We start from the raw sequence: 25,683 nt of genomic DNA, 5'->3' as shown, positions 1-25,683 counted from the left end.
GATGAGTTAGGTAGAAGGGGCCTCAGGTCGTGGTGGTGGCGGTTCGCGTTTGCCGACGAGCGAAGGAGTGCGCCAGTTTCAGGAACGACCGTGCTCCGGGGGTGAGGTGGGCCGGCAGGCTGATCATGGCGACGTGGAGGTAGGCGGTGTTCTCGATCGGTGCGACGACCGCTCCGCAGCGTCGCGCCAGCCGCGTCCACGACGAAGGCAGCACGGCGACGCCGACCCCGGTCAGTACGAGGGGAAGGATGGAGGTCCGGTGGTCGACGACCGTGACGATTTCGGTGCCGGTGCCACCGGCGGTGATGTCGTCGACGATGCTGCGCATCAGGCTGCCGGGACGGGAGGCGATGAGTTTGTGCCCGGCCAGGTCGCCCGGGCGGATCGCCACATCGTCCCGTACCGTGCCGCCCGGTGCGGCAACGACGACGAACGGCTGTTCCTCGACGGGCAGGACTTCCACGCCGGCCGCTGTGACGGGTTCGGCCGACCCCAGGAGGCCGAGCTCGCAGGCACCGCTGCGTACCAGGGACACGACCTCCTCGGGGGTGAAAGCGGCCTGCGTACTCACCGTCACGCCCGGGTGCAGTTCGGCGAAACGGTGGATGAGGGTGCTCAGCGGTTCGATGCCCGGAGAGGGCATGGACGCCACTTCCACCGTGCCCCGGTGCAGTCCGGACAGCGAGGCGGCCGTGTCCCGCACGGCCGTCATGTCACGCAGTACTCGACGGCTGGGCGCGAGCAGTTCGGCACCCGCCTCGCTGAGGACGACGCCACGGCCCACCCGGTGGAAGAGCGCGACTCCGAGGTCCGCCTCCAGATTGGCCATCGCCTGGGAGAGGGACGGCTGGGCCACATGCAACGCCGCGGCGGCCTTGCTGAAGCCGCCGTGCTCGACGATGGCGAGGAAGTATTCGAGCTGCCTGGCGTCCATGACCCCTCCGCCACCGTCATCACGTTCGATTCGACAGGCGCAGCCTATCGATCCGTACCGCCGATCCACCGGTCTGCGATCATCTGCCCGCAACTGCTGAGCAACCGGGCGGAGAGGGCACTGTCGTGTGCGGAATCCTCGTCGGTCAGGTCGGCCAGGGCCTGGACGGAGCGGAAGTAGGGGTGCGTCCGGGAGTCCGGCAGGGTGCAGCGGCCGGCCACGGCATGGACGGGGACGCCGCGCCGCTGGGCTCGCCGGGCGAGGGCGACCGGCAGTTTGCCCGACAGCGACTGCTCGTCGAGGCTGCCCTCGCCGGTGATGACGAAGTCGCTGCGGTCCAGCAGCCGGTCCGCGCCGAGCAGGGTCAGGAAGTAGTCGGCTCCGGAGCGGACACGGCCGCCGAGGAGCCGAGCGGCGTAGCCCAGGCCGCCGGCGGCGCCGGAGCCGGGTGCGGCGGCGGCCTCCCGGGAGTGCGGGGTGCCGCACTGCTCCAGTACTCGTACGAACCGGTCGAGGCAGTCGTCCAGCAGGCGTACGTCGGCATCGTTCGCGCCCTTTTGCGGACCGTAGACAGCTGCGGCTCCGCGAGGGCCGAGCAGTCGGTTGTCCACATCGGTGGTGATCACCAGCTCCGTACCGGTGAGGGCCCGCACTGCGGGCGCGAGGTCGGCAGTGGCGAGTTCGCCCAGGCCGGCACCGCCGCGGCCGACGGGCTCCCCGCCGGCTCGGTGCAGGTACGCACCGAGCGCCTGCAGCATTCCGGCGCCTCCGTCGGTGGTGGCCACGCCACCGAGGGCGAGCACGATGGTGTCCGGGGTCGTACCCGTGCCCGTGCCCGCATTCAGTTTCCCGGCTATTGCATACCGTATGGCCTCGCCCAGCCCGTAGCTGGTGGCGGTCAACGGTGCCTTACGTTCCTCCGGCAGTACACCCAGGCCGCAGATCTGCGCGGCTTCGATCACCACGGTGCCGCCGCGGAATCCCAGGGCAGCGGTGACGGGCTGCCCCGTAGGGCCGGTGACCGTTACGTGGCGAGTGATGAACCCGGCAGCGCGGGCAGCCGCCACACTTCCCTCGCCACCATCCGCGAGCGGCAGCCGGCGGACATGCGTGCCAGGGGCCTGGGAGAGCAGGCCCGCTTCCAGCGCAGTGGCGACCTCGTCGGCGGTGAGAGAGCCCTTGAACTTGTCCGGGGCGATCAGCACAGAAGTCATCGCGGCGCCACCTTCGCCCCCGGACGGCCGCCCGCGGCGACAGAATCCACGGAATCGACAGAGTCGGCGGGGTCGACAGGGTCGGTAGATGGGAGTACCTCATGCCCGGCCAGCACCGCGCGCGCCCGCGCCAAGTCGAGACCGTTCTCCCATGTGGCAATGAACAACGTGGCAACCGCGTTGCCATAGAAATTCACCAACGCCCGGCATTCCGACATGAACTTGTCGATGCCGAAGATGAGCATGATGCCGGCGGCCGGGACATGACCCACCGTCGACAGCGTCGCGGTCAGCGCGATGAAACCACCGCCTGCCACGCCCGCGGCCCCCTTCGACGTCAGCAGCATCACCGCGAGCAGGCCCAACTGCTGCCCGATCGACAACGGTGTGTCCGTGGCCTGCGCGATGTAGAGCGTCGCCAGGGACAGGTAAATGGCCGCGCCGTCCAGGTTGAAGCTGTAGCCGGTCGGCACGACGAGCCCGACCGTGGACTTCTCCACGCCCATGAACTGCAGCTTGCGCATCAGGCCCGGCAACGCGGGCTCGGCCGTCGAGGTGCCCAGTACGAGAAAGAACTCTTCCTTGAAGTAACGGAAGAGCTGGAAGATGTTCAGCTTCACGAAGGCGGCCAGGACCGTTCCCAGCACGACGACGACAAACAGGATCGAGGTGACGTAGAACAGCGCGATCAGCGAACCGAGGCTGGTCAGGGTCGATATCCCGAACTTACCGATGGCGTAGGACATCGCGCCGAACGCACCCAGCGGGGCGGCCTTCATGATGAAGGCCAGCACCTTGAAGACCACTTCGGTCAGGCGGTTCACGCTCGCGATGACCGGCTCACCGATCTTGCCCACGCTCTTGAGCGCGATACCGAAGATCACGGCAAGGAAGATGACCTGCAGGATGTCGCCCTCGACGAACGCGCCGAAGAAACTGTGCGGCACCAGATTGGTCAGGAACTCCCACCAGTGCTGATGCTCGCCGCTCTTGATGTACTGGTCGGCCTCGCCCGATGTGCTGATCGTGGACGGGTCGGCGTGCACCCCGTCGCCGAGGCGGAAGACGTTGATGGCGACCAGGCCGGTCAGCAGCGCGACGATCGTGCCCACCTGGAAGTAGGTGAGGGCCTTGATGCCGGTCAGGCCGACCTTCTTCAGATCCGCGACGCCGGCGATGCCGCCGATGATGGTCAGGAACACAATGGGTCCGATCAGCATCTTCATCGCCGCGATGAATGTGGTCCCGATCGGCTCCATCGAGGTGGCGAGATCCGGCCATCGCCAGCCCAGGAAGATCCCGATGACGATCGCCAGGAGCACCTGTACGTAGAGCTGTCGCCACCACGGTTTCGACGGCTTACCGCCGCCCACCGCGACAGGTGCTGGGGTCTGCGTCATTGCAACCTCCTCCAGGCGCGAAGAGGGTCCGGCCTGGCGTGTTGCACAGACTCGCCGCGCGGCGGCTCCGCGTAAGGCGCGCCCGTCACGTGAGGCCGTAACCCACGTGACGCCGAGCCCGATCAGCGCCACGCATATTGGCAGCCACAGTGAACCGGGTCACACGAAGCGGGTCCACGACCAAAAATCGATGCCCTGTATAAGCGCCGCCTATGGGATGCAGCTCGGGCGTCAACCGCATCTTCCCGGCCCAGGCGCATTCGACATATGTACCAATCCCATCGGGAGATTTGTGACAGGCGGAGGAGTCGGCTGCCCGTGGGGGCGTGTTACAAAAGGAACGCTTCAGCTCAGCACCTCGGCCGTGCCGCACCCTCTGGCACGTGATCGCGAGGCAGCGCGCCGGACGAGCTGACCGTGCCACATCCCGCACCCCGCCTCGACCAGGCAATGCCGGGCCCGCCAAGTCAAGGGGCAGCTCGGGCCCCGACGTTGCAGAAAGGCCGACGGGTTGAGCTCACAGATATCCCAAGCATCCCCTACTGACGCGCGCCTGCATGCCCCCACGGCGGGGCAGCGCGTTGTGATCATTGAGGACGACGAGGCCCTGGGCCGTTCGGCCGCCGCATGCGTCGAGCGCTGGGGCGGCACCGCGTACCGGCTGCCCCGCCCCGGCGACGACGCCCTGCGCCGGCGACTGCAGCACCCCGTCGACGCGATCGCCATCGTCTCCCGCGATGACATCGTGGCCCTGCGCTATGCCCTGCTGGCCGAGCACCTCAAGCCCGGCGTCCGGCTGGTGGTGACCCTCTTCGACCGCACCGTCGCCGACGAGGTCAGCCGGACCATTCCCAACTGCACCGTGCTGAGCATGACCGATGCCATCGTGCCCAGCCTGCTGGCCAGTTGCCTCGCGCCCCAATACGCCATCCTCCAGCCCCTCGGCAACGAGGTCGTCGGCGTCCGCCGCGAAGGCGGCACCACCACCATCGAGCACCTGCCCAGGCGGACCCTCACCACCCACGCGAACCACCGGCCACGTTCCACCCTGGCGTCCTGGTTCCGCTCCCTCGGTACGTCCGCCAAGGTGCTCGTCGCGAGTTTCACCGCGCTGCTGCTGGCGCTGGCGGTGGACGTCACACTCGGCGTCCTCGTACTCCACGAGCCCTGGCCCGATGCCACGTGGAATGCCGCCCGCACGCTCACCACGGTCGGCTCCTCACCGCACGCGGAGCACGGCCCGGGCTGGTACAAGATCTTCTCCGCCGTCTCCATGCTCGGCGTCCTGGTCCTGGCAGCCGTCTTCACCGCGAGCGTGGTCGACCGGTTCACCGGACACCGGATGACCAGCATCCTCGGAGCCCGCTCCATACCGCGCCGTGACCACGTCATCGTCGTCGGCCTGGGCCAGGTGGGCCTGCGCCTGTCCGCCCAGTTGCGTGACCTCGGCATCAAGGTCGTCGCCGTGGAACGCAACCCCCACGCCGCCTGCCTGCCGCTGGCCCGCGCGCGCGACATCCCCGTCATCCTCGGCCGCGGCGGCGACCGCTTCCTGCTGGAGCGCCTCTCCGTACGGCGGGCACGAGCACTTGCCGCGGTCGCCTCGGACGGGCTGGAGAACATCGCCGTCGCCGTCACCACCCGCGCCATCGCCGCCGATCAGCGCATCGTCCTGCGCGCCGGGGGCGACGAGGTCACCACCGAATCCCGGTCGCTGTTCCGCATCGGCGCGGTCTGCGACTTCACCCATATCGTCGGTACGTTCGTCGCCGCGTCCGTGCTGGACACCGCGCCGCGCAGTGTGTTCGTGGCCGATGGCCGTACCTGCGCCCTCTTCCCGGACGACCAGGTCGTCGACCTCGCCACGTGGGACGCGCGTCGTGACACGAGTCAGAACACACGTCAGGACACGCGTGACCATGAGCAGCCGGCCGAGGCGACCGAGGACAGCGCCGACCGGGCCCGACCGAGGCCGCCGAAGTCGACAGTGGCGTAGGTCGATGGTGACGACGGTGGCGTAGGTCGACGGTCTCGACGGGCTGACCGGCTACGCGGCGGCGGTCGACCGCGCGTACACCTCGATCTCGATCTTCATACGGGGGTCGGCCAGGCCGCACACGAGCATCGTGGCGGCCGGCCGTACCTCGCCGAAGGCGCGGCGCAGAACCGGCCAGCAGGGCTCGAAGTCCGCCCGGTCGGGCAGCAGGTACCGCACCCGTACCACGTCGGCGAGGGTGCACTTCGCCTCGGCCAGCGCGGCCTCGATGTTGCGCACGCACTGCTCCGCCTGCTCCACCACGTCCTCGGAGATCGTCATGGTGGTGTAGTCGAACCCGGTCGTCCCGGACACATGCACCCAGTCACCGTCGACCACGGCCCGGGCATAGCCGATCTGCTCCTCAAACGTCGAGCCGCTGAGGATCGCACGTCGCTCTGTCATGCGCCGAACGCTAAGTGACCGGCATCGATACGTCTAATACAGCTACCGGGATGGACTGATATCTCTAGGCGTATGGACCGGCCCGAACTTCCCCTTCCGCAGCTGCACGCTTTCGTTGTGCTCGCCGAGGAGCTCCACTTCGGTCGCGCGGCCGCCCGCCTGGGCATCGCCCAGCCCCCGCTGAGCCAACAGATCCGCCGCCTGGAGGACAAGGTCGGCCATGCGCTGTTCCACCGCGCGCCGGGAGCCATCGCCCTCACCCCGGCAGGCGAAGAACTCCTGCCCGCCGCCCAACGAGCCATCGCCGCCCTCTCGGACGGCCTGGCCGCGGCCCGGGCCGTCGGCAGTGGCCGGGCCGGACGCCTGCGGATCGGCTTCGCCGCCTCCCTTGCTCTGACCGTCCTCCCCGGCCTGCTGCGCACCTTCCGGGGGCGGTTCCCCGACGTACATCTGGACATCCACGAGATGACCACGGCGCCACAGCTCGCCGCTCTGCATGACAACACCATCGACATCGGTCTGCTGCGCGAGCCACCCGCCGACACAACGGAACTCGACTTCAGAACCGTGCTGACCGAACCCTTCGTGGCCGTGTTGCCGTCCACGCACCCTCTCGCCGCCCAACGCAGCGTCCACGTCCGTCAGTTGGCGGACTCCCCCTTCGTGCTCCTCCCCCGCGCGGTCGGCCCGCAGTTGTACGACCGGATCACCGGACTGTGCACCGCGGCAGGCTTCACGCCGCGGGTCGCCCAACACGCGGTGGAATGGCAGACCGTCTGCGCCCTGGTGGAGGCCGAACTGGGGGTCTCGCTGGCGCCGGCAAGCATCCGCCGCGTCCGCCTCAAAGGGGTCGCCTTCCGCAGGATCGAGCCCGGCAGCGCCCGCACACGAGTCGCCGTCGCCTGGCGCACGTACGACTCGAATCCCCTGGTCACACAGCTCCTGGCGACGGTGAGCCGTTAGTCGGTGTCTCCCCCGGCGGGAGCCTGCAGGTTGGCAATGGCGGAGCTCATGTGCTCGTGCAGGATGGCCACCGCGGCGTCCGTGTCCCCGCGCTCGATGGCATCGACGATGGGGGCGTGATGGGCCGCGGACATGGTGAGCATGCGTTGCTCGCCGGCGGCGCTCATCACCACAATGCGCGTCGGTCCCTCAAGGTGACGCCACGTCGTCACCAGCATCGAGTTCCCCGACAGCTCGCACAGCAGGAGATGGAAGGCGAGGTCGGCCTCCACCTGGCCTTCGAGGTCACCCGGCACCTCAAGAGCCTTGTCCAGACGATGCAACGCTTCCCGGAGCGCCGCCACCGCGGCCGTACGGTCCGGGGCGGCGATGACCTGCGCCACGGCCAGCCCTTCGAGGGCTTCGCGCACCTGGAACAGCTCGCGCACTTCCTGCGGTGACAGGACGCGCACCCGCAGCATGCCGCGGGCACCGGCCACGACCAGCCCTTCCTGCTGCAGATGCCGCAGGGCCTCGCGCACGGTGCCACGGCTGACCGACATGCTGGAGGCGATCTCGACCTCGCCCAGGTGGTCGCCGGGACGGTACTGACCTGTGGTGATCGCGGTGCGCAGCGCCACCAGAGCGCGCTCGCGCAACGTCGATCGATCAAGGTTCGGCAATGCCGGAACGGTCACGGCCGTTTCCCCCTTCAGTGATGTACAGCAGCGCGTAGCTCTCAAATCCTACTGTCAACTGTTGACCGCCAACGATCCACCGACGATCTCCGTCGGAAGCGTTGACATCCGCCATCCCGGCGCTCAATATCGACGACATCTGTTGACTGTTAACAGTCAACACCGCAGGCGGACGCATTGCGATCAAGGAGGATCCGCATGGTCAGCTCCATGTCACCACCCCCACCGTCGTCGGCGCGGCCACGGGCGGAAGGTTCACCGGAACGCCGCAGAGTTGCCGTCGGCTGCGGCGTCGGCGCGGTCATCGAGACGTACGACTTCATCGGGTTCGGCACGGCGGCCGCCCTGTACTTCGGGGACGTCTTCTTCCCCGGCTCCGATCCGACAGCCGCGCTGCTGCTGTCGTTCGCCACCCTGGGCATCGGCTTCGCCGCCCGCCCCCTGGGCGGCATCATCGCCGGTCACCTGGGCGATCGCATCGGCCGCAAGCCGGTACTCGTCGGCTCCCTGCTGATCATGGGCGTCGCCACCGTGCTCATCGGCTGTCTGCCCACTTACCAGGCAGTCGGTCTGTGGGCGCCGATTCTGCTCGTCATCGTGCGCGTCGTGCAGGGGCTCGCCTTCGGTGCCGAGTGGGGCGGCGCCATCCTGATGACCTTCGAACACGCCCCGTGGCGCAAACGCGGCCTGTACACCGGCATCACGCAGGCCGGTTTCCCCGTCGGGCTGCTCCTGTCCAACCTGGCGTTCCTGGTGAGCACCCGCACGCTGGACGGCTCCTGGGCCTGGCGCGTCCCCTTCCTGCTGAGCGCCGTACTGATCGTCGTGGGCATCCTCATCCGGCTGAAGATCGATGAGTCACCGGAGTTCGAGGAGCTCAAAGAGTCCGGCCAGGTGGCCAGGAACCCCCTGCTCGAGGTGGTCCGTGACGACTGGCGCAACGTGGTGCGCGCCTTCTGCCTCCGATCGGCGGAGACCGCCGGCTACGCGGTGTCCATCACCTTCGTACTGTCCTACCTGGACGACGACGCCGCGCCGGACGTGTCGGGGACCGTCTCCCTCACCGCGCTCGTGACGGCCGCCGCGCTCGGCATCGTCGCGACCGTTGCGTGGGGCGCCCTCTCCGACCGGATCGGGCGGCGGCCGGTCTATCTCCTGGGCTCGGCGGTCACACTGCTGTGGGGCGTCCCGATGTTCCTGCTCATCGGTACCGAAAGCGCGGTGCTGGTGCTGGTGACGTTCGTCGTCAGCTACTGCGTCTGCCAGAACGCTCTGGCCGGTGTGCAGGGCGCCTGGTTCTCGGAGCTGTTCGCCACCAAGACGCGTACGGCCGGCACCTCCCTCGCCTACCAGCTCTCCGCGGTCGTCTCCGGCTTCACGCCCATGATCGCCACCGCGCTGTACTCCGCCATCGGCTGGACCGGGCCCGCGGTGCTGTTCAGTCTCTACGGCCTCCTGGGACTCCTGGCGACGCTGCTGACCCGCGAGACCTGGCACGCACGGGACCAGGCATCGTCCGCGACCATCCCGCACACCGACCGAAGCCGACGCACGCTCGCCCCGAGCCCGTCATCCGCTACCCACAAGGAGCACTGAAGAGTGAGCAGCTCCATCGATTCCACTCTCACCCCCGCTGTCGAAAACAGCACCGACCGCGCCCAACGCATCAACGCACTGCGCGAATCGGCCTACCGCATCCGGCGGCACGCCCTGGACATGGGCGAGGTACAGGGCCAGGGATACATCGGGCAGGCCCTCGGCGTGGCGGACATCCTCGCCGTCGCCTACAAGGATGTACTGAACTACCGCGCTGATGAGCCGGGTTGGGCGGAACGTGACCGGTTCCTGCTCTCGATCGGTCACTACGCCATCGCCCTGTACGCCGCGCTCGCCGAGGCCGGGATCCTGAACGTCGAGGAGCTGGCTACGTACGGCAGCGACGACTCGCGGCTGCCCATGTCGGGCATGGCCTCGTACACACCCGGTATGGAGATCTCCGGCGGTTCGCTCGGGCACGGCCTCGGCGTCGCGGCGGGCATGGCGCTCGGACTGCGCCATCAGGGCAGCTCGGCACGGGTGTACAACCTGCTCTCCGACGGTGAGCTCGATGAGGGGTCCACCTGGGAAGCCGCGCTCGCCTGCGCCCACCACGGCCTGGACAACGTCACCACCATCGTCGATGTCAACGCCCTCCAGGCGGACGGCCCCACCGCCGGCGTCCTGCGCACCGAGCCCGTCACCGACAAGTGGGAGGCGTTCGGCTGGCACGCCATCAGGGTGGACGGCAACGACATCGGTGCGCTCCTCACCGCCTTTGACGCCGCACGCGTGCACCGGGGCTCGCCCTCCGTGCTGGTCTGCGACACCCAGATTGGACGCGGTGTGCCACTGCTGGAGACGCGGGAAAAGGCGCACTTCATGCGGGTCGAGGAGCACGAATGGCAGGTCGCACGCGACCAGTTGGCGCACCACCACCGCAACCGGAAGGGATCCGACGCATGAACGCCCCCGTTACGAGCACGAACGCACCGCGCAAGCTCACCACCTCGGCCATGATCGCCTCGATCGCGGAGGAGGGACAGCGCACCACCAAGGCGCCCTTCGGGCACGCGCTGGCCCGGCTCGCCGAGGAGCGGCCCGAGATCGTCGGGCTCTCCGCCGACCTGGCCAAGTACACCGACATGCACATCTTCCGAGACGCCCATCCGGACCGGTTCTTCCAGATGGGCATGGCGGAACAGTCCATGCTGGGCGCGGCCGCCGGCCTGGCCGAGGTCGGCCTCGTACCGTTCGCCTCGACCTACTCCGTCTTCGCCACCCGCCGCGCATACGACTTCCTGTGCCTGGACATCGCCGAGCCCGGACTCAACGTCAATGTCGTCGGCGCGCTGCCCGGCCTCACCACCGGTTACGGTCCCAGCCACCAGGCCACCGAAGACCTGGCCATCCTGCGTGGCATGCCCGGCCTGACCATCGTCGACCCGGCCGACTCCGTGGACATCGAACAGGCCGTCCCGGCCCTGGCCGCCGCTCCGGGGCCCACCTATCTACGGCTGCTGCGCGGCGCCGTGCCGACCGTACTCGACGAGTACGACTACCGCTTCGAACTGGGACGGGCCGCTGAACTGCGCACCGGCCGCGACGTGTTGTTCATTTCCACGGGCCTGATGACCACGCGGGCGCTGACCGCGGCGAAGGAGCTGGCGGCCGACCACATCGACGCCGCCGTGCTGCACGTCCCGACCATCAAGCCCCTCGACACCGAGGCCATCCTGCGCGAGACGGCGAAGGGGCGGCTCGTGGTGACCCTGGAGAACCACACCGTCATCGGCGGCCTGGCCGAGTCCGTGGCCTCGTGCCTGGCATACGCCGGGGCGGGAGTACGCATCGTGCCGATCGGCCTGCCCGATGCGTTCCTGGCCGCGGGCGCGCTGCCCACGCTGCACGACCGCTATGGGCTCTCCGTGTCCGCCATCAAGACACGCGTCCGGGAAGAGCTGTGACGGTCAGCCCCTGCTCCTCTGTTCGTGCGATTCCACTCGTATGACTCCGCCTCAACTGCCGCTTAAGGAAGAACACATGACGACGACCACCGACTCCACCCCCCGCACCGCCATCGTCACCGGCGCCGGATCCCCTCGGGGTATCGGCCGTGCCACTGCTCTGGCCCTGGCCGCCGACGGTTACCACATCGCCGTACTGGATGTGGACAAGGAAGCCGCCGAAGACACCGCGCGGGAGGTGGCCGAGGCCCATGGCGTGCAGGGGCTGGGCCTCGCCGCGGATGTGACCGACCCCGACGCGGTGAACGCCGCCGTCGAAGCCGTCGAGGCCGCCCTCCCCCCGGTCGGAGCGCTGGTCAACAACGCCGGCATCACTTCACCGACCCGTTTCCTCGATGTCTCGGCCGAGGAGTGGGACCGCATCTTCGATGTCAACGTCCGCGGCAGCTTCCTCGTCACCCGCCGAGTGGCCCCCGGCATGGCACAGCGCGGCTTCGGCCGCATCATCCACCTGTCGTCCGTCTCGGCCGAACGCGGCGGCGGGGTCTTCGGCGGCGTTGCGTACTCGGCCGCCAAGGCGGCCCTGCTCGGCTTCTCCCGCGCCCTGGCCCGTGAACTCGGTCCCTCCGGCGTCACCGTCAACTCGGTTGCTCCCGGACTGATCGACACCGACATCACCGCCGGCAAGCTCGATCCGGCGCGTAAGGCCGCCATGATCGAAGATATCCCGATGCGCCGCGCCGGCAGCGTCACCGATGTCGCCGATGTCATCGCCTTCCTGGCCCGCCCCGCATCCGGTTACCTCACGGGCGTCACGTACGACATCAACGGCGGGTCGCACATCCACTGAACGCTCCCGGGCTGCCCCCGGCCGGTCGCGGGCTGAGGCACTCCCCTGCTCCGGGCGCTCAATGGAGGTCGGAGACGAGCATGGCGGCGAGTTCCGCGGGCCGGGCGGCGAACGGCGAGTGACTGCCGGGCAGTTCGTGGACCGTGAAGGGGTTCTCGGACGCGAACGCATCAGCCTCCGTAATCATCAGGTTCTGCATGGCCGACGTGGCGGCGCGGTCGTCGGCCAGCCGGATGAAGGTGCGCGGGATGCGCCCCCAGCGGTCGGCCGTCAGGTGGACGGGCGTCGTCGGGATGGCCGACGGCAGGTCGGGGCTGAGGGTGAGGTGCCAGCGGGCGAACTCCTCGGCGGGCACGTCGTCGTAGTACGTCCGCCGCAGCTCCTCGACGTATGCGGGGTCCGTGGAGACGGGATTGATACGGAACGCACCGAGGCTCTCGGGGTCGCCGATGCCGAGCCCCTGTCCCCGTACGGTCGCGGTCTGTTCCGGGGAGCTCAGGTAGTCGGTGAAGCAGGGGCGCCCGGCCGGGACGAACGCGGAGAGGTAGACGATCCGGTCGACGAGGTCCGGAGCGGTCTGTGCGGCGAGGGACGCCGGTCCGCCGCCGGCGCTGTGGGACACGAGGACGACCGTACGGTGGTGCCGGCGGACCTCCCTCAGTGTGGACAGGATGCTCTCGGCGCACTCCTCCGTGGTCAGCCCGGCGAGCCGGGACTTCTCCGTGGCGAGCCCCGGCTGCCCGGGGAGCAGGTATCCGGAGGGCAGCGGCGCGTCGAAGCCGTGACCCGGCAGGTCCAGCGCGACGCTCGCAGCGCCGAGGTGAGCCAGCGAACGCTGGGTGAGTGCCCAGTGCCAGGAGGAGTGCCAGGCTCCGTGGACGAGTACGAACACAACGTCCGAGGTCGGGGAGATCACGAGTGGCTTCACTTTCGACAGTGCGGGATTGAGCAGGGCGGAGGAGGACCGAGTGGGTGAGTGAATGGGTGGGTCCGTCGTTCTGCTCAAGTTCAACCGTGCCGGTGAGGTGCGGACAACGCCGATGCCGGACGACGCGGCCCGCGATACCTCACAGGTATGAGCGACCGTGACCATTTACGCTGGGCGTATGGAAGCGCGTCATCTCCGCTACGCCCTCGCCGTCGCCGAGCATCAGCACTTCGGGCGGGCGGCGGCGGCCCTCGGGATCGCCCAGCCGCCGCTCTCCCGCCAGATCGCGGACCTCGAACGGGAGGTGGGCGAGCGCCTCTTCGACCGCACTCCCGGGGGTGTGTTCCCTACTGCGGCGGGTGCGGCGTTCCTGGCACCGGCGCGACGGGCCCTGTGCGAGATGTCGGCTGCGGCGGTCGAGGCGGGGCGCGCGGCGCGGGGCGAGACAGGACGGCTCCGGGTGGGCTTCATCGGCTCGGCCCTGCTGCGGTTTCTGCCGTCGGTACTGGCCCCGTTCCGGCGGGACCACCCGGACGTACGGCTCGAACTGCGCGAGATGTCGACCGCGCGCAGCGCCGCGGCCCTGACCCGCGGTGAACTGGACCTGGCGGTCGGGCGGGGCGCCCCGCGCGGAGCGGGTGCGGAGGAACTCGTCACCGTCACCGTCGGCCGCGATCACCTGGTCACCGTGGTGGGTACGGGCCACCCCTACGCCGGCCTGAAGACGGTGAGCCTCGCACAGCTCGGCCGACAGCACCTGATCGTGACGCCGGCGGACGACGAACCGGCCGTCCGCGCGGGCCTGCGGGCGCTCCTGGAAGACAACACACTGGCTCTCGACACGGCCACCGAGGCGAGGGACGTGCACACGATCATCGGTCTGGCCGCGTGCGGCGTCGGCGCGGGCCTCGGCCCATCCTGCATGCGCGCGGCCGGGCGGCCCGACACCTGGTTCTGCGATGTGACTCCGCGGACACCGCTGCCCGACCTGGTCCTGTCCCACCGCCGGGACGACCGCTCTCCGGTGCTCGCGGCGTTCCTCGAGGAGACCCGGCGCAGTGCCACGACACGTGCTCGCCCGGGCCGTGCGAGAGGGGCTGCTGTCAGTCGTTCAGACGCCGCTCGCTGAGCCAGCGGACCATCTCCGGGTCGCGGTGGTCGAAGAACAGCGAGGCGCCGGTGTCCAGGGTGGCGATGGACGCCATCTGGTCATCGGTGAGTTCGAAGTCGAAGACGTCGAAGTTCTGCGCCATCCGCTCGGCGCGGACCGACTTGGGGATGGTGACGACGCCGCGCTGGATCAGCCAGCGGAGTACGACCTGCGCCACGGACTTGCCGTGCTTCTCACCGATCTCGCTCAGGAGTGGGTCGGTGAACAGGTTGTTCCTGCCTTCGGCGAAGCCGCCCCAGGACTGGATCTGGACGCCGTGCTCGCGCATGAGCGCCTGGTAGTCGGTGCGCTGGAAGAACGGGTGGGTCTCGACCTGGTTGACCGCGGGCGTGACCTCGTTGTTGATGATGAGGTCGACCAGCCGGTCGGGGTAGAAGTTGGAGACGCCGATCGCCTTGGCGCGGCCCTCGCGGTACAGGTGCTCCATGGCGCGCCACTGCCCGTATACATCGCCGTACGGCTGGTGCATCAGGTACAGGTCGAGGTAGTCCAGACCGAGCTTGGCCAGCGACGCCTCACACGCACGCTTGGTGTTCTCCTCCGCGGGCGCGTCCTGGATCCAGAGCTTGGTGGTGACGAACAGCTCCTCGCGCGGAATGCCACTGTTCTTGATGGCGCGGCCGACGGCCTCCTCGTTGGCGTACGCGGCGGCAGTGTCGAGCAGGCGGTAGCCGGCGGCGAGGGCGTCGGTGACGGCCTGCTCGGTCTCCTCGGGCGGAATCTGGTAGACGCCGAAGCCGAGGATCGGCATCTCGACGCCGTTGTTGAGGGTGACGTGCTGCACGGGATTTCCTTCCGAGTGGGACACGGTGGGGGGGTGGTCGGGTCAGCGTTCGAGCATCTGCCGGCCGGCTTCCGTGTGGGTTTCGCCGGCGGCCGGGGGCAGGCTGCTGAGCTTGTCGAGCTGCTCGGCTGTCAGCTCGATGCCGTCTGCGGCAGTGTTTTCCTCGACGCGGTGTACGCGCTTGGTGCCGGGGATGGGGGCGATGTCATCGCCCTGGGCCAGGAGCCAGGCCAGGGCGACCTGGGCCGGGGTGGCGCCGGCTTCGGCCGCGATGGCCTGGACCTCGTCGGCGAGGCGCAGGTTGCGCTGGAAGTTCTCGCCAGTGAAGCGCGGGTTTCCGTACCGGAAGTCGCCTTCCTTGAAGTCGTCGGTCGAGCGGATCTTCCCGGTGAGGAAGCCGTGCCCGAGCGGCGCGAACGGCACCAGGCCGATGTTCAGCTCGCGCAGCACCGGCCGCACGCGCTCTTCCAGACCTCGCGTCCACAGGGAGTACTCCGACTGGACGGCCGTGACCGGGTGGACGGCGTGCGCGCGGCGGATGGTGTCAGGGCCGGCTTCGGACAGGCCGAACGCGCGGACCTTGCCCTCGGCGACCAGCTCGGCCACGGCGCCGGCCGTCTCCTCGATGGGCGTGTTCGGGTCGACCCGGTGTTGGTAATAGAGGTCGATGTGGTCGGTACCGAGGCGCTTGAGTGAGCCTTCGACGGCCGTGCGGATGTTGGCGGGGCTGCTGTCGAGGTTCCAGGGGCCCGCCCCGGCGTGCGAGATCATGCCGAACTTTGACGCCAGTACGACCTGGTCGCGGCGGCCTTTCAGCGCCCGGCCGAGCAGTTCCTCGTTGGTGTACGGGCCGTAGATCTCGGCGGTGTCGATGAAGGTGACACCCAGCTCCAGGGCGCGGTGGAGGGTACGGATGGACTCCGCCTCATCGGTCCCGGAGTCGGTGTAGCCATGGGACATCCCCATCGCGCCGAGTCCGATGCGGGACACCTCCAGCTCACGCAGCTTGATGTACTTCATTACGTTTTCGCCCTTCTCCAGGTATTTTGTCGAGCCAGTCCGCCTTGGGGAGAACCGGCGACGTCATCCACCGTGCCGTCCCGTGCGCCCGAGAGGCAGGCCGGATCGTTCCGGGGAGCGGCGAGCGGGGGTGTGACAGGGCCCCCCTCGCGGATGCCGGCCCGGTGGCGACGGAGCGACACTGGTTATATGGCACCCGAGCAGCACACCAGCGGTGACGCACTGGGACGCTTCCTGCGCGCCCGCCGCACTCAGACCAGCCCCGAGAGCGCCGGCCTCACCCCCGGGGCCGGCGTACGGCGCACCCCCGGCCTGCGTCGCGAGGAGCTGGCCACGCTCGCCGGGGTCAGCATCGACTACTACACCCGCCTCGAACGCGGTAAGGAAACGCGGCCCAGCCCCGGCGTCGTCGACGCCCTCGCCCGTGCCCTGCAGCTCGACGACGACGAACACCACCACCTGCGCGAGCTCGCCGCCCGCGCCGCCCGGTACGCCCCCGAGCCGCCTCCCCCGCCGAGCCGGACGGTGCGCCCGCACCTGAAACTACTGCTGGAGACGATGCGGCCATGCCCCGCCTACGTCGTCAGCCGCAGCATGGACCTGCTCGCCTGGAACCCCGGCGGCCTCGCCCTGTACGCGGGCCTCGCCGACTGGCCCGCAACACAACGCAACCTCGCCCGCTACCTCTTCCTCCACCCCACCGCACGCGAGCTCTTCCCCGACTGGGAAAACCAGGTCCGCACCTGCGTCGCCGGGCTGCGCGCCCGGGCGGGCATCAACCCCGACGCGCCCGACCTCACCCACCTCGTCGGCGAACTCCTCCTGAAGAGCCCCGACTTCGCCAAGCTGTGGGAACGCTATGACGTCGTCGGGCGCAAGAAGATCCAGAAGACCTTCCACCACCCACAGGTCGGCGTCCTCACCCTCAGCGCCCAGAGCATGCACCTCGACGGCACCCCCGGCCAGCGCCTCGGTGCCTACACCGCCGAACCCGGCACCCCCGACCACGACGCCATGCTCCTGCTCGACATGACGGCCCCTCGGTCGTCCTCCAGCAGAGGCAGCGCCCCGTCGAGCGCGGACGGCCGCTGAGCCGTCCTGATACCTACTTGGCGCGCCGTACCGAGCCGAGCTGGGCCCGGTCGAGTCGTTGACCGGTGAACCGCGTTGCCGCGGAGTGCAGGGTGCGGGTCATGGCCTGCACGGCAGGGGTCGCCGCGCGGTCTTGCGGGTGGGCGAGGAGAATCCGGCGGACGGGCGCGGCGACATCGGAGCCGCCCAGCGGCAGCAGGCGTACGTCGTCGCGTCGATTGGTGAGCGCGAGCCGCGGAGCCATCGCAATGCCGAGTCCGGCCCGGCAGTGGACCACCCACCGAGCCCGCCCGGGCGCCCTAGCCGCCAATAGGCAGCCCCGCCAGCAGTGCGCGTCGGCTGGCCCTGACGTGTTCGCGCATGATGTGTTCGGCGCTGTCGCCGTCCTTCTCCAGGATCAGCTCCAGGACGAGGTGGTGCTCGCGGTCCGACTGGAGGGGACGTCCCGGTTGGCTCAAGGACGTGTTGACCAGCCGGGAGTAGGCGAGCTGGTTCATCAGCATCCGGTAGTGGGCTTCCAGCTTGCTGTTGTCGGCGCCGGCGATGAGGACGTCATGGAACTCCTGGACCAGCTCGGCGTAACGCTCCCGGTCGTCCCGCGCCACCGCTTCATCGGCCTCGCGCAGGTTCCGCTCCAGCTTGTCGATCTCCGGGACCCGGCCGCGCTGGGCGAGGAGGCGGGCGGCCGCCCCCTCCAGGAGCTCCTTCATCTCGAAGAGCTCGGTGATCTCGCGGCGGGACGGAGTGGTGACAAAGGTGCCGACGCGGGGCCGGATCTCGACCAGCCCCTCGGTCTGGAGCTGCTTGAGTGCCTCGCGGACCGGTGTACGGCTGACGCCGAACTCGTCCGCGAGCGCGAGCTCCGAGAGCGGAGCGCCGGGCTTGATGTCACCTTTGATGATGCGCCGCCGCATTTCATCGATGACCCTGGCCTGCATCGACCCCTTCGTAGCTCCGCTTGTGCCGCGATTCACCGAGCCCTCCTCCGTCTCTCGAGCCGCCCGCCGATCATCCCAGAGGCGCGAGCGCGCCACCGTCGAAGAACTTACCCGCGCTGTAGACCATCGGGTTGTTCTCGGTCACCGCGGCATGCACCACACGGCAGATGAAGACGGTGTGAGTACTGGCCTGGAGCCGCTCGCGGATCTCGACCTCCATCTGCGCGCTGCTCCGCGCGATCAGTGGGCTCCCGAACGGGCCGCTCTGCCAGTCCAGATCCTTGAACTTATCATCGGACTTCCCCGCGAACGTGCTGACGACGTCGAGTTGGTCCGTGGAGAGGATGTTGATCGCGAGGTGATCGGCCCGGAACAGACAGTCGTGCGTGGACGAGGTGCGCTGGACGCACACCATCACGGTCGCGGGATCGAGCGAGATGCTCGAGAACGCATTGACGGCCAGCCCCCTGGGGGTGTCCCCGTCCATCGCGGTCACGACCGTGACGCCGGTGACGAACTGCCGGTTGACCTGCTTCATCAGGTCGATGTCGGGCTGCGTGGACAGTGGTGTCATGGAAGTGCTCCTTGTCATGTTGATCGTCAGTCCTGGCCCACTCGGATGATGCCCAGGGCCGAGAGCAGCGCCCTCGGGTCCCAGGTCACGTACTCCTCGACGATGCGATCCCCCTCGAATCGGGCGAAGGTGGCGCCGCTCACCTCGACACGCCGCTCGGTGGCGGGGACGCCGAGAAACGAGTTCACGTGGGTGCCGCTGCTGTGCCAGCGGATCGCCGCTCTGTCGCCGTCGACCACGATGTCGTCGATGGCCGTGGCCAAGTCCGGGAACGCCGCTCTGGTGGAGACGATCGATGCCTTGAAGGTGCTCAGGTCCTGCGGCTGCGCGTCCGTGCCATGGCGGCGGTAGTCCGGGCTCAGCAACTGGTCGAGGGCGTCGACATCGCCCTGCTCCCAGGCCGCGGCCCACACCTTCTCGATGAGTCCGCGACGCGTTTCAGTGTGCGACATCAGTCTTCTCCTTTCGGTCCGCGCCCAGTTCCTTCCAGAAGGACACCGCCAGTCCGGCGATGATGACGAGGAAGGGCAACGACGTGACGATTACGGTGTTCTGAAGGGCGGTCAGGCCGCCGGCGAGCATGAGCACCACGGCGGTGACACCGGTGAGGACTCCCCAGAGGATGAGCACCGGACGACGCGGGGTGAGCGATCCGTCCGAGGTCATCATGGACAGCACATAGGTGTTGGCATCCGCACCGGAGACGAAGAACAGCACGACCAGGATGATCGCGATCACCGAGGTGATGCCGGCGAGGGGGAAGTGTTCGAGCGTCGCGAAGAACGCGCTGTTGACGTCGGCCGCGGTCCGCTTGGCGATGTTGCCGCCCTGGAACAGGTCGAGATGGATCGCCGTGCCGCCGAAGACCGTGAACCATGTGAAGAACACAACGCTGGGGACGACCAGGACGCCCATGATGAACCCGCGGATGGTGCGGCCACGGGAGATGCGGGCGAGGAAGACACCGACGAAGGCGCCCCAGGAGACCCACCAGGCCATCATGAAGTAGGTCCACATCTGCATCCACTCCAGCCCGCCGAACGCGGTGCCCTGGAGGCTCATCCGGAAGAAGTCGGTGGCCCACCGGCCCATGGACTCGATGTACAGGTTCGCGACGAAGACGGTGGGGCCGACGACCAGCATGAAGACGAACAACGCGACCGCGAGCAGTGAGCTGCCCTGGCTCAGGAACTTGATCCCCTTGCTGACACCGGTCACGGCCGAGAGTGTGAAGACGGCCGTGACGGCGGCGATGATGAGCACCTGTGTCACCGAGTTGACCGGGATGCCGAACAGGGTACCGAGACCGTTGTTGACCTGGAGCGCGCCCAGGCCGAGGGACGTCGTGGTGCCGAAGAGCGTGGCGAACACGGCGAGCACGTCGATCGCCTTGCCGATCGGCCCGTTCACCCGGTCGCCCAGCAGCGGCACGAACAACTGGCTGACCAGCGTGCGGCGGCCCTTGCGGTGGGTCGAGTACGCGATGGCGAGACCGAAGACGGCGAAGATCGCCCAGGCGTGCAGGCCCCAGTCGAAGTAGGAGTACTGCAGGGCCCGTACGGCCGCCGCCGGCGTGTTGGGCTCCGCGAGGCCGTGCGGCGGTGTCGCGAGGTGGGAGATCGGTTCGGCGACGCCGTAGGAGACCAGCCCGATGCCCATGACCGCGCTGAGGATCATCGCGAACCAGGTCGGCGTCGAGAACTCGGGGCGGTCGGTGTCCTTGCCGAGCCGGATCTCACCGGTGGGGCTGAAGGCCAGGAACACCAGGAAGACCAGGATGGCGAGGGTGACCACCAGATAGGTCCAACCGAACGTGGCTGTCACCCAGTTCAGCGAGGCGGTGGTGACCTCGTTCAGGTTCTCCCTGAAGAGCACCGCCCAGCCGACGAAGAGGGCGGAGATGCCGAGCGAGGACCAGAAGACGGAGCCGAGCTTGCCCACGCGGTGGTGGCCGTCGCCTTCACGGTCTTCGCCAGTGTCATGAGTGGTGCTTTCGTCGACGCTCCCGGACGGCGTCACGGGGGTCATTTCTGCACCCGATCGAGGGGGACTGGACATGAAACTCCTTGAGTCCGGGGTTCGACGGCTGCCTGATCTGGCATACAAGAAGCAGTAAGGCATGTCACAGGTTGAGCGTCAAGAGTCTGTCGCGGCGGAATCGCAACCCGATCGGCCACTCCTCGGAATGCCCAGTTCAAAGGCCATATAGAGGCGGCATTGGCGGGGCCGGACAGAGAAGTGGAGGATCATCGCCGCCCACCCCCTTGACCGATGCAAGGGGCGTACTTATCGTCCTGTGGCATGCAAGAGCGCATCACGGATCGTCCTGACGACAGCATCGGCCTCCGCAAGCTCGTGCTCTACCGCGACGTCGTCTTCACCGAGGCGGGCGAGGCCCCCGCGCAGCCCGCGCGGCGAGCCAGCGTCGCGGCCGTCATCCGGAACCCCTGGGCGGGCGCCGGCCCTACTACCGATCTGCACGCGGAGCAGAGCCGGGTCGCCCCGGTGCTCGCGCGGCTGCTCACCGACCGGCTCATCGACGCCCTGGGCGGCGTGGCGGAGATCGAAGCCTTCGGCAAGGCCGCGATCGTTGGTACGGCGGGCGAGATCGAGCACGCCGGAGCCCTCATCCACACGCCGTACTTCGGCAACCTGGTACGGGAATTCCTCCAGGGTGAGTCGATCATCTGCTTCGCCGACACCCGCGCCGAAGCCGGCGAGACGCTGGTCGTCCCGCTCTGGCACAAGACGCACGCCGCAACGCGCAGTCACTACCAGACCATCAGCGCCCGTGTTGCCGACGCCCCGCGTGCGGACGAGATCGTCGTCATCGCCGCCGCGTCGACGGGGCCCCGCCCGCACCCCCGTATCGGGGACCGCAAGACCGACCCTGTCGTCACCACCGAAACCCTGGAGAAGGTCCCGTCATGAACGTCCGCAAGATCGTGACCACCGTTGAGGAAATCCGTACGGAAGGCGGCCGCGAGGTCACCCCGGCCGCCCGCATCGCCGTCGTCGCGGCGGTGATCGAGAACCCGTGGGCCGGTCAGGGCTTCGTCGAGGACCTCGCTCCCGGCATCGACGCGACCGCCTCCGACCTCGGCGCGCTGCTGGCCCCCGCAGTACTCGATGCCCTCGGGGCCCCCGCCGAGGCGTACGGCAAGGCGGCCATCGTCGGCCTGGACGGCGAGATCGAGCACGGCTCGGCCCTGATCCACACGCTCCAGTTCGGCGACCACTTCCGCAAGGCCGCCAATGCCACTACTCTGCTGCCGGCCGTCGAGAAGCGCGGTGCTGCCGGCGTAGTGTTCGACATCCCCCTGAAGCACATCACCGACGCAACGATCCGCTCGCACCACCAGACCACCGAGGTCCGGATCACCGACGCTCCCCACCCCGACGAGATCGTCGTCGCGCTCGCCGCCGCCGCCCAGGGACGCCCCCAGCAGCGCCTGGCTCCGCTCTCGACCGAGCAGTAGGCACTCATGAGCAAGCCGACCATTGTGTTGTTGCACGGTGTCGGGCTCGACCACACCATGTGGGAGCCCGCCGCCGCACTGCTGGCCGACCGATTCACCGTGCTCACCCCCGACCTGCCGGGCCACGGCTCCCGTCCGCCGGCGAGTAACGGAGTGACACTCGCAGACCTGGCCGACGGGGTGGCCGGTGAGATCCCGGCGGGCTCGCACCTGGTCGGTTTCTCACTGGGTGCGCTCGTCGCCCAGCACCTGGCACTGCACCGGCCGGAGCTGGTGGCCACGCTGACCTCGGTCAGCTCGGTGTGCCGGCGGACGTCCGAGGAGCGGGCGTCCGTCCTCGCCCGGCTGCACACCGCGGAGGCCGACTTCGCGGCCAGTGCCACCGCGTCCCTGGAGCGTTGGTACGCCGGCACCGACGTCGCCCCCGCCCTGATCGGCCGGACCGAATCCACCCTGCGGGCCAACGACGTCAGCTCCTTCCTCAACTGCTACCGCGTGTTCGCCACCGCAGACGCCGAGCTCGGGCCGGACCTGGGCGCGATCACCGTACGCGCACTGGCGGTGACGGGGGAGAACGATCCGGGTTCCACCCCCGCGATGACCCATCGGCTCGCCTCGGCGCTTCCCGACTGCCGCGCGGCGGTCGTCCCCGAGGCACGTCACATGCTGCCCGTCGAGCGCCCCGAGGCGTTCGTCAACACCCTCACCACCTTCATCGGAGAGTGCGCACATGCCTGAGCTCAACACGTCGCAGCACTTCATCGGCGGGAGGTGGGTCGAGCCCGCCTCGGGCGAGTACTTCGAGAGCACCAACCCGGCCACGCGCCAGGTTCTCTACCGGGCGGCGCGCGGGAATGCCGCCGACATCGACCGGGCGGTGGCCGCCGCGAAGGAGGCGTTCGAGGACCCGCGCTGGCGTGACCTCAGCCAGACGCGACGCGGGCACCTGCTGCGCCGGCTCGGCGACCTGATCGCCGAGAACGCCGAAGAGCTCGCCCGCATGGAGACGCAGGACAACGGCAAGCTGCTGCGCGAGATGCGCGGGCAGCTCGCCACCCTGCCGGAGTACTACCACTACTACGCCGGCCTGGCGGACAAGATCCACGGTGCTGTCGTCCCCACCTCCGACCGCCAGGTGCTGAATTACACGGCACGGGAGCCGTTGGGTGTCGTCGGTGCGATCACGCCCTGGAATTCTCCGCTGACGCTGACCAGCAGCAAGCTGGCGCCCGCGCTCTGCGCCGGCAACACCGTTGTGATCAAGCCCTCGGAGTACACCTCGGCAACGGTGCTCAAGCTCGCCGAGCTGGCGCTGGAGGCGGGGTTCCCGCCGGGTGCGGTGAACGTCGTCACCGGGCTCGGCGCCGAGGCCGGGCAGGCCCTGGTCGACCACCGCGACCTCGCGAAGATCTCGTTCACCGGCAGTACCGCCACCGGGTCGCGGATCGCCGCGGCGACCGCCGGCCGTTTCATCGGCTCGACCCTCGAACTCGGTGGCAAGTCTCCCAACATCGTCTTCGAGGACGCGAACATCCCGAACGCCGCGATGGGAGTGGTCGCCGGCATCTTCGCCGCCGCCGGCCAGACCTGCATCGCCGGCAGCCGTGTGTTCGCGCACCGGTCGGTCTACGACGAGCTGCTCGAGCGGGTCTCCGAACGCGCGAAGACCATCCGTATCGGCGACCCCATGGACGAGGAGACCGAGCTCGGTCCGCTGGCTTTCGAAGGCCAGCGGGACAAGGTGGCCGGGTATGTCGACCTCGGCCGCGGCGAAGGCGCCCGGGTGCTGACCGGCGGAAACGCCACCGATGGCGGTCTCGGCGGCTACTTCTACGAGCCCACCATCCTCGTGGACGTCGACAACGGCATGCGCGTCGTACGCGAGGAGATCTTCGGCCCCGTCCTGGCGATCATGCCGTTCGACACCGAGGACGAGGTCGTCCGCCTGGCGAACGACACCGAGTACGGTCTCGCGGCCGGCGTCTGGACGCAGAACCTCTCGCGGGCGCACCGGATGGCGGCGCGGCTGGACGCCGGGACCGTCTGGGTGAACACCTACCGGGCGATGTCGCCGATGTCGCCGCGGCAGGGCTTCAAGACCAGCGGCGCCGGCGTCGAGCACGGCACCGAGACGATCAAGGAGTACACCCGGCTCAAGAGCGTCTGGATCAACACGAGCGAGGAGCCCGTGGCCGACCCGTTCACGATGCGGAGCTGAGGGGAGCTGCCATGCCACAGGTCGCCATCACCCTCGCGGAGGGCCGCACCCCGGCGCAGCTCCGGAACCTGATGCACGAGGTGCACGCCGCGGTCCTCCGCACCACGGACACCCGGCCCGAGTACATCCGTGTGGTCGTCCACGAGGTCCCCCGGACGCACTGGGCGACCGGTGACGTCACGCTGACCGAGCTGGACGCGGCCAATGCGGTACGGACCGGCGTGACCGACGACGAACACAGCGATCAGGGCGGCGCCCGGCACCTGGTCATCACAGCAGACGAGGAGCAGTCATGAGGTTTTCGTTGTTCGTGCACATGGAGCGCTGGGACGAGGAGGTCGGCCACCGGCAGCTCTTCGAGAACCTCTCCGAGCTGGCCCTGATGGCCGAGGACGGCGGGTTCGGCACCGTGTGGATCGGTGAGCACCACGCGATGGAGTACACGATCTCCCCCAGCCCGATACCGCTGCTCGCGCACCTGGCCGCGAAGACCTCGACCATCCGGCTGGGCGCGGGAACCATCGTCGCCCCGTTCTGGAACCCGCTCCGGGTCGCCGGTGAGTGCGCGCTGCTCGACGTCATCAGCAACGGTCGCATGGAGGTCGGACTCGCCCGGGGTGCCCACCAGTTCGAGTTCGACCGCATGGCGGGCGGACTGTCGGCCCGCGAAGGCGGCAAGCACCTGCGGGAGCTGGTGCCCGCTGTCCGGGCGCTCTGGCAGGGCGATTACGCACACGACGGCGAGATCTGGCAGTTCCCGACCTCGACCAGTGTGCCCAAGCCGGTGCAGCAGCCCACCCCGCCGATGTGGATCGCGGCGCGCGACCCCGACTCCCACGACTTCGCGGTGGCCCAGGGCTGCAACGTCATGGTCACCCCGCTGATGAAGGGGGACGAAGAAGTCGTCGACCTCAAGCGGAAGTTCGAGACCGCGGTGGCGAACCACCCCGAGGTGCCGCGCCCCGACCTGATGGTGCTGCGGCACACCCATGTCCACTCCCCCGACGAGCCCGACGCCTGGCGCCCGGCAGCGGAAGCGATCAACCGTTACTACCGGACCTTCGACGCCTGGTTCGGCAACAAGACCACCCCGGTGAACGGATTCCTCGAGCCCAGCCCGGAGTCGAAGTTCGAGGACCGGCCGGAGTTCGATCCGGAGTCGCTGCACAGGACCGCGGTGATCGGCACCCCCGCCGAGGTCATCGAGCGGCTGCGCTCCTACGAGGAGCTCGGCATCGACGAGTACAGCTTCTGGATCGACAACAGCCTGTCGCACGAGGAGAAGCGCGCGTCCCTGGAGCTGTTCATCAAGGAGGTCGTACCGGCTTTCCAGTGAGCCGGCCTGCCAGGAATTCGGCCCTCGCTCGCAAAGCCAAGGCCCATAGGCGGATGTCCGTATCTGTGGGACAGGTGGCGCTACAGACCTGGCAGCCCGGGTGTCAGGTCGGCGAGACTCGGTCCTGTCGAACCGGGCAGGACCGAGACGTAAGGACAGGTG

At 68.8% G+C, this 25,683-nt stretch carries 27 protein-coding genes; 14 read left to right on the top strand and 13 right to left on the bottom strand.

Features of this window, described 5'->3' with window-relative positions; all coding sequences use genetic code 11:
• Positions 1 to 22 precede the first annotated feature (22 nt).
• The 3 genes from IG84_RS0125835 to dctA are packed head-to-tail and all read right to left on the bottom strand — an operon-like array spanning position 23 to position 3,548.
• Complete coding sequence (locus IG84_RS0125835; protein WP_031061980.1) at positions 23 to 934, bottom strand: LysR family transcriptional regulator; 912 nt, start codon at positions 932 to 934, stop codon at positions 23 to 25.
• 44 nt (positions 935 to 978) lie between these two features.
• A complete protein-coding gene (locus tag IG84_RS0125830; RefSeq protein WP_031061976.1) occupies positions 979 to 2,148 on the bottom strand; it encodes a glycerate kinase in 1,170 nt (389 codons plus the stop codon).
• Positions 2,145 to 3,548, bottom strand: coding sequence for a C4-dicarboxylate transporter DctA (dctA, locus tag IG84_RS0125825; protein WP_051862415.1), 1,404 nt, complete (start codon positions 3,546 to 3,548; stop codon positions 2,145 to 2,147). Before dctA ends, IG84_RS0125830 begins: the two co-directional genes overlap by 4 nt.
• 583 nt (positions 3,549 to 4,131) lie before the next feature.
• Here dctA and IG84_RS0125820 point away from each other — a divergent pair.
• Positions 4,132 to 5,544, top strand: a complete 1,413-nt coding sequence (locus IG84_RS0125820) for an NAD-binding protein (RefSeq protein ID WP_245659610.1) — start codon at positions 4,132 to 4,134, stop codon at positions 5,542 to 5,544.
• Between the two features lie 51 nt (positions 5,545 to 5,595).
• Here IG84_RS0125820 and IG84_RS0125815 read toward each other — a convergent pair whose 3' ends face one another.
• A complete protein-coding gene (locus IG84_RS0125815; RefSeq protein WP_031061972.1) occupies positions 5,596 to 5,988 on the bottom strand; it encodes a RidA family protein in 393 nt (130 codons plus the stop codon).
• 72 nt (positions 5,989 to 6,060) lie between these two features.
• Here IG84_RS0125815 and IG84_RS0125810 point away from each other — a divergent pair, with 72 nt between their 5' ends.
• Positions 6,061 to 6,951, top strand: coding sequence for a LysR family transcriptional regulator (locus IG84_RS0125810; RefSeq protein ID WP_031061971.1), 891 nt, complete (start codon positions 6,061 to 6,063; stop codon positions 6,949 to 6,951).
• Here the strand turns inward: IG84_RS0125810 and IG84_RS0125805 are convergent.
• The gene (locus IG84_RS0125805) at positions 6,948 to 7,628 is read right to left on the bottom strand and encodes a GntR family transcriptional regulator (RefSeq protein ID WP_031061968.1); all 681 of its coding nucleotides are present in this window, start codon (positions 7,626 to 7,628) and stop codon (positions 6,948 to 6,950) included. The two genes, IG84_RS0125810 and IG84_RS0125805, sit on opposite strands and share 4 nt — an antisense overlap.
• Before the next feature lie 198 nt (positions 7,629 to 7,826).
• Here IG84_RS0125805 and IG84_RS0125800 point away from each other — a divergent pair, with 198 nt between their 5' ends.
• From IG84_RS0125800 to IG84_RS0125785, 4 genes are all read left to right on the top strand, one after another.
• Complete coding sequence (locus IG84_RS0125800; RefSeq protein WP_245659609.1) at positions 7,827 to 9,224, top strand: MFS transporter; 1,398 nt, start codon at positions 7,827 to 7,829, stop codon at positions 9,222 to 9,224.
• 3 nt (positions 9,225 to 9,227) lie between these two features.
• Entirely contained in the window at positions 9,228 to 10,130 is a 903-nt protein-coding gene (locus tag IG84_RS0125795; protein WP_051862413.1) for a transketolase, read from the top strand.
• A complete protein-coding gene (locus IG84_RS0125790; RefSeq protein WP_031061960.1) occupies positions 10,127 to 11,131 on the top strand; it encodes a transketolase family protein in 1,005 nt (334 codons plus the stop codon). The genes IG84_RS0125795 and IG84_RS0125790 overlap by 4 nt, the downstream gene beginning before the upstream one ends.
• Positions 11,132 to 11,207: 76 nt before the next feature.
• On the top strand, positions 11,208 to 11,981 hold the full coding sequence (locus IG84_RS0125785; protein WP_031061956.1) for an SDR family NAD(P)-dependent oxidoreductase: 774 nt from the start codon (positions 11,208 to 11,210) through the stop codon (positions 11,979 to 11,981).
• Positions 11,982 to 12,039: 58 nt separating this feature from the next.
• Here the strand turns inward: IG84_RS0125785 and IG84_RS0125780 are convergent, their stop codons facing one another.
• Positions 12,040 to 12,897 carry an alpha/beta fold hydrolase gene (locus tag IG84_RS0125780; protein WP_031061954.1) on the bottom strand — a complete coding sequence of 286 codons (858 nt, stop codon included), beginning with the start codon at positions 12,895 to 12,897 and terminating at the stop codon, positions 12,040 to 12,042.
• A gap of 190 nt (positions 12,898 to 13,087) precedes the next feature.
• Here IG84_RS0125780 and IG84_RS0125775 point away from each other — a divergent pair, with 190 nt between their 5' ends.
• Complete coding sequence (locus IG84_RS0125775) at positions 13,088 to 14,038, top strand: LysR family transcriptional regulator (RefSeq protein ID WP_078649389.1); 951 nt, start codon at positions 13,088 to 13,090, stop codon at positions 14,036 to 14,038.
• Here the strand turns inward: IG84_RS0125775 and IG84_RS0125770 are convergent.
• Positions 14,013 to 14,864: an aldo/keto reductase gene (locus IG84_RS0125770; RefSeq protein WP_031061949.1), complete on the bottom strand. Its 852-nt coding sequence runs from the start codon at positions 14,862 to 14,864 to the stop codon at positions 14,013 to 14,015. The genes IG84_RS0125775 and IG84_RS0125770 overlap by 26 nt on opposite strands.
• A gap of 42 nt (positions 14,865 to 14,906) precedes the next feature.
• Positions 14,907 to 15,884, bottom strand: a complete 978-nt coding sequence (locus IG84_RS0125765; protein ID WP_031061946.1) for an aldo/keto reductase — start codon at positions 15,882 to 15,884, stop codon at positions 14,907 to 14,909.
• Between the two features lie 189 nt (positions 15,885 to 16,073).
• Here IG84_RS0125765 and IG84_RS0125760 point away from each other — a divergent pair, with 189 nt between their 5' ends.
• A complete protein-coding gene (locus IG84_RS0125760) occupies positions 16,074 to 16,976 on the top strand; it encodes a helix-turn-helix transcriptional regulator (RefSeq protein WP_031061943.1) in 903 nt (300 codons plus the stop codon).
• 13 nt (positions 16,977 to 16,989) lie between these two features.
• Here the strand turns inward: IG84_RS0125760 and IG84_RS0125755 are convergent, their stop codons facing one another.
• The 5 genes from IG84_RS0125755 to IG84_RS0125735 all read right to left on the bottom strand — a co-directional run bounded on the left by IG84_RS0125755 (position 16,990) and on the right by IG84_RS0125735 (position 20,516).
• Positions 16,990 to 17,253, bottom strand: a complete 264-nt coding sequence (locus tag IG84_RS0125755) for a LysR substrate-binding domain-containing protein (protein ID WP_281179381.1) — start codon at positions 17,251 to 17,253, stop codon at positions 16,990 to 16,992.
• A gap of 22 nt (positions 17,254 to 17,275) precedes the next feature.
• The gene (locus IG84_RS0125750) at positions 17,276 to 17,914 is read right to left on the bottom strand and encodes a GntR family transcriptional regulator (protein WP_031061938.1); all 639 of its coding nucleotides are present in this window, start codon (positions 17,912 to 17,914) and stop codon (positions 17,276 to 17,278) included.
• A gap of 70 nt (positions 17,915 to 17,984) precedes the next feature.
• The gene (locus IG84_RS0125745) at positions 17,985 to 18,488 is read right to left on the bottom strand and encodes a flavin reductase family protein (protein WP_107053958.1); all 504 of its coding nucleotides are present in this window, start codon (positions 18,486 to 18,488) and stop codon (positions 17,985 to 17,987) included.
• Positions 18,489 to 18,514: 26 nt separating this feature from the next.
• Entirely contained in the window at positions 18,515 to 18,940 is a 426-nt protein-coding gene (locus tag IG84_RS0125740; RefSeq protein WP_031061930.1) for an ester cyclase, read from the bottom strand.
• On the bottom strand, positions 18,927 to 20,516 hold the full coding sequence (locus IG84_RS0125735) for a BCCT family transporter (protein WP_245659608.1): 1,590 nt from the start codon (positions 20,514 to 20,516) through the stop codon (positions 18,927 to 18,929). The genes IG84_RS0125740 and IG84_RS0125735 overlap by 14 nt, the downstream gene beginning before the upstream one ends.
• Before the next feature lie 273 nt (positions 20,517 to 20,789).
• On the opposite strand from IG84_RS0125735, the gene IG84_RS0125730 reads away from it, so the two are divergent.
• The 6 genes from IG84_RS0125730 to IG84_RS0125705 are packed head-to-tail and all read left to right on the top strand — an operon-like array spanning position 20,790 to position 25,521.
• Positions 20,790 to 21,419: an amino acid synthesis family protein gene (locus tag IG84_RS0125730; protein WP_031061924.1), complete on the top strand. Its 630-nt coding sequence runs from the start codon at positions 20,790 to 20,792 to the stop codon at positions 21,417 to 21,419.
• Positions 21,416 to 21,967, top strand: a complete 552-nt coding sequence (locus tag IG84_RS0125725) for an amino acid synthesis family protein (RefSeq protein ID WP_031061920.1) — start codon at positions 21,416 to 21,418, stop codon at positions 21,965 to 21,967. Before IG84_RS0125730 ends, IG84_RS0125725 begins: the two co-directional genes overlap by 4 nt.
• Before the next feature lie 6 nt (positions 21,968 to 21,973).
• Entirely contained in the window at positions 21,974 to 22,705 is a 732-nt protein-coding gene (locus IG84_RS0125720) for an alpha/beta fold hydrolase (RefSeq protein ID WP_031061918.1), read from the top strand.
• Positions 22,698 to 24,185 carry an aldehyde dehydrogenase gene (locus IG84_RS0125715; protein WP_031061916.1) on the top strand — a complete coding sequence of 496 codons (1,488 nt, stop codon included), beginning with the start codon at positions 22,698 to 22,700 and terminating at the stop codon, positions 24,183 to 24,185. The genes IG84_RS0125720 and IG84_RS0125715 overlap by 8 nt, the downstream gene beginning before the upstream one ends.
• Before the next feature lie 11 nt (positions 24,186 to 24,196).
• Positions 24,197 to 24,481 carry a tautomerase family protein gene (locus tag IG84_RS0125710; RefSeq protein WP_245659607.1) on the top strand — a complete coding sequence of 95 codons (285 nt, stop codon included), beginning with the start codon at positions 24,197 to 24,199 and terminating at the stop codon, positions 24,479 to 24,481.
• Positions 24,478 to 25,521, top strand: a complete 1,044-nt coding sequence (locus IG84_RS0125705) for an LLM class flavin-dependent oxidoreductase (RefSeq protein WP_031061910.1) — start codon at positions 24,478 to 24,480, stop codon at positions 25,519 to 25,521. The genes IG84_RS0125710 and IG84_RS0125705 overlap by 4 nt, the downstream gene beginning before the upstream one ends.
• Positions 25,522 to 25,683: the final 162 nt, after the last annotated feature.

The organism is Streptomyces ochraceiscleroticus, assembly GCF_000720485.1.
Lineage (GTDB): Bacteria > Actinomycetota > Actinomycetes > Streptomycetales > Streptomycetaceae > Streptomyces > Streptomyces ochraceiscleroticus.
The sequence above is the reverse complement of the archived record's forward strand: the minus strand, read 5'-3'. Positions and strand labels throughout refer to the sequence as shown.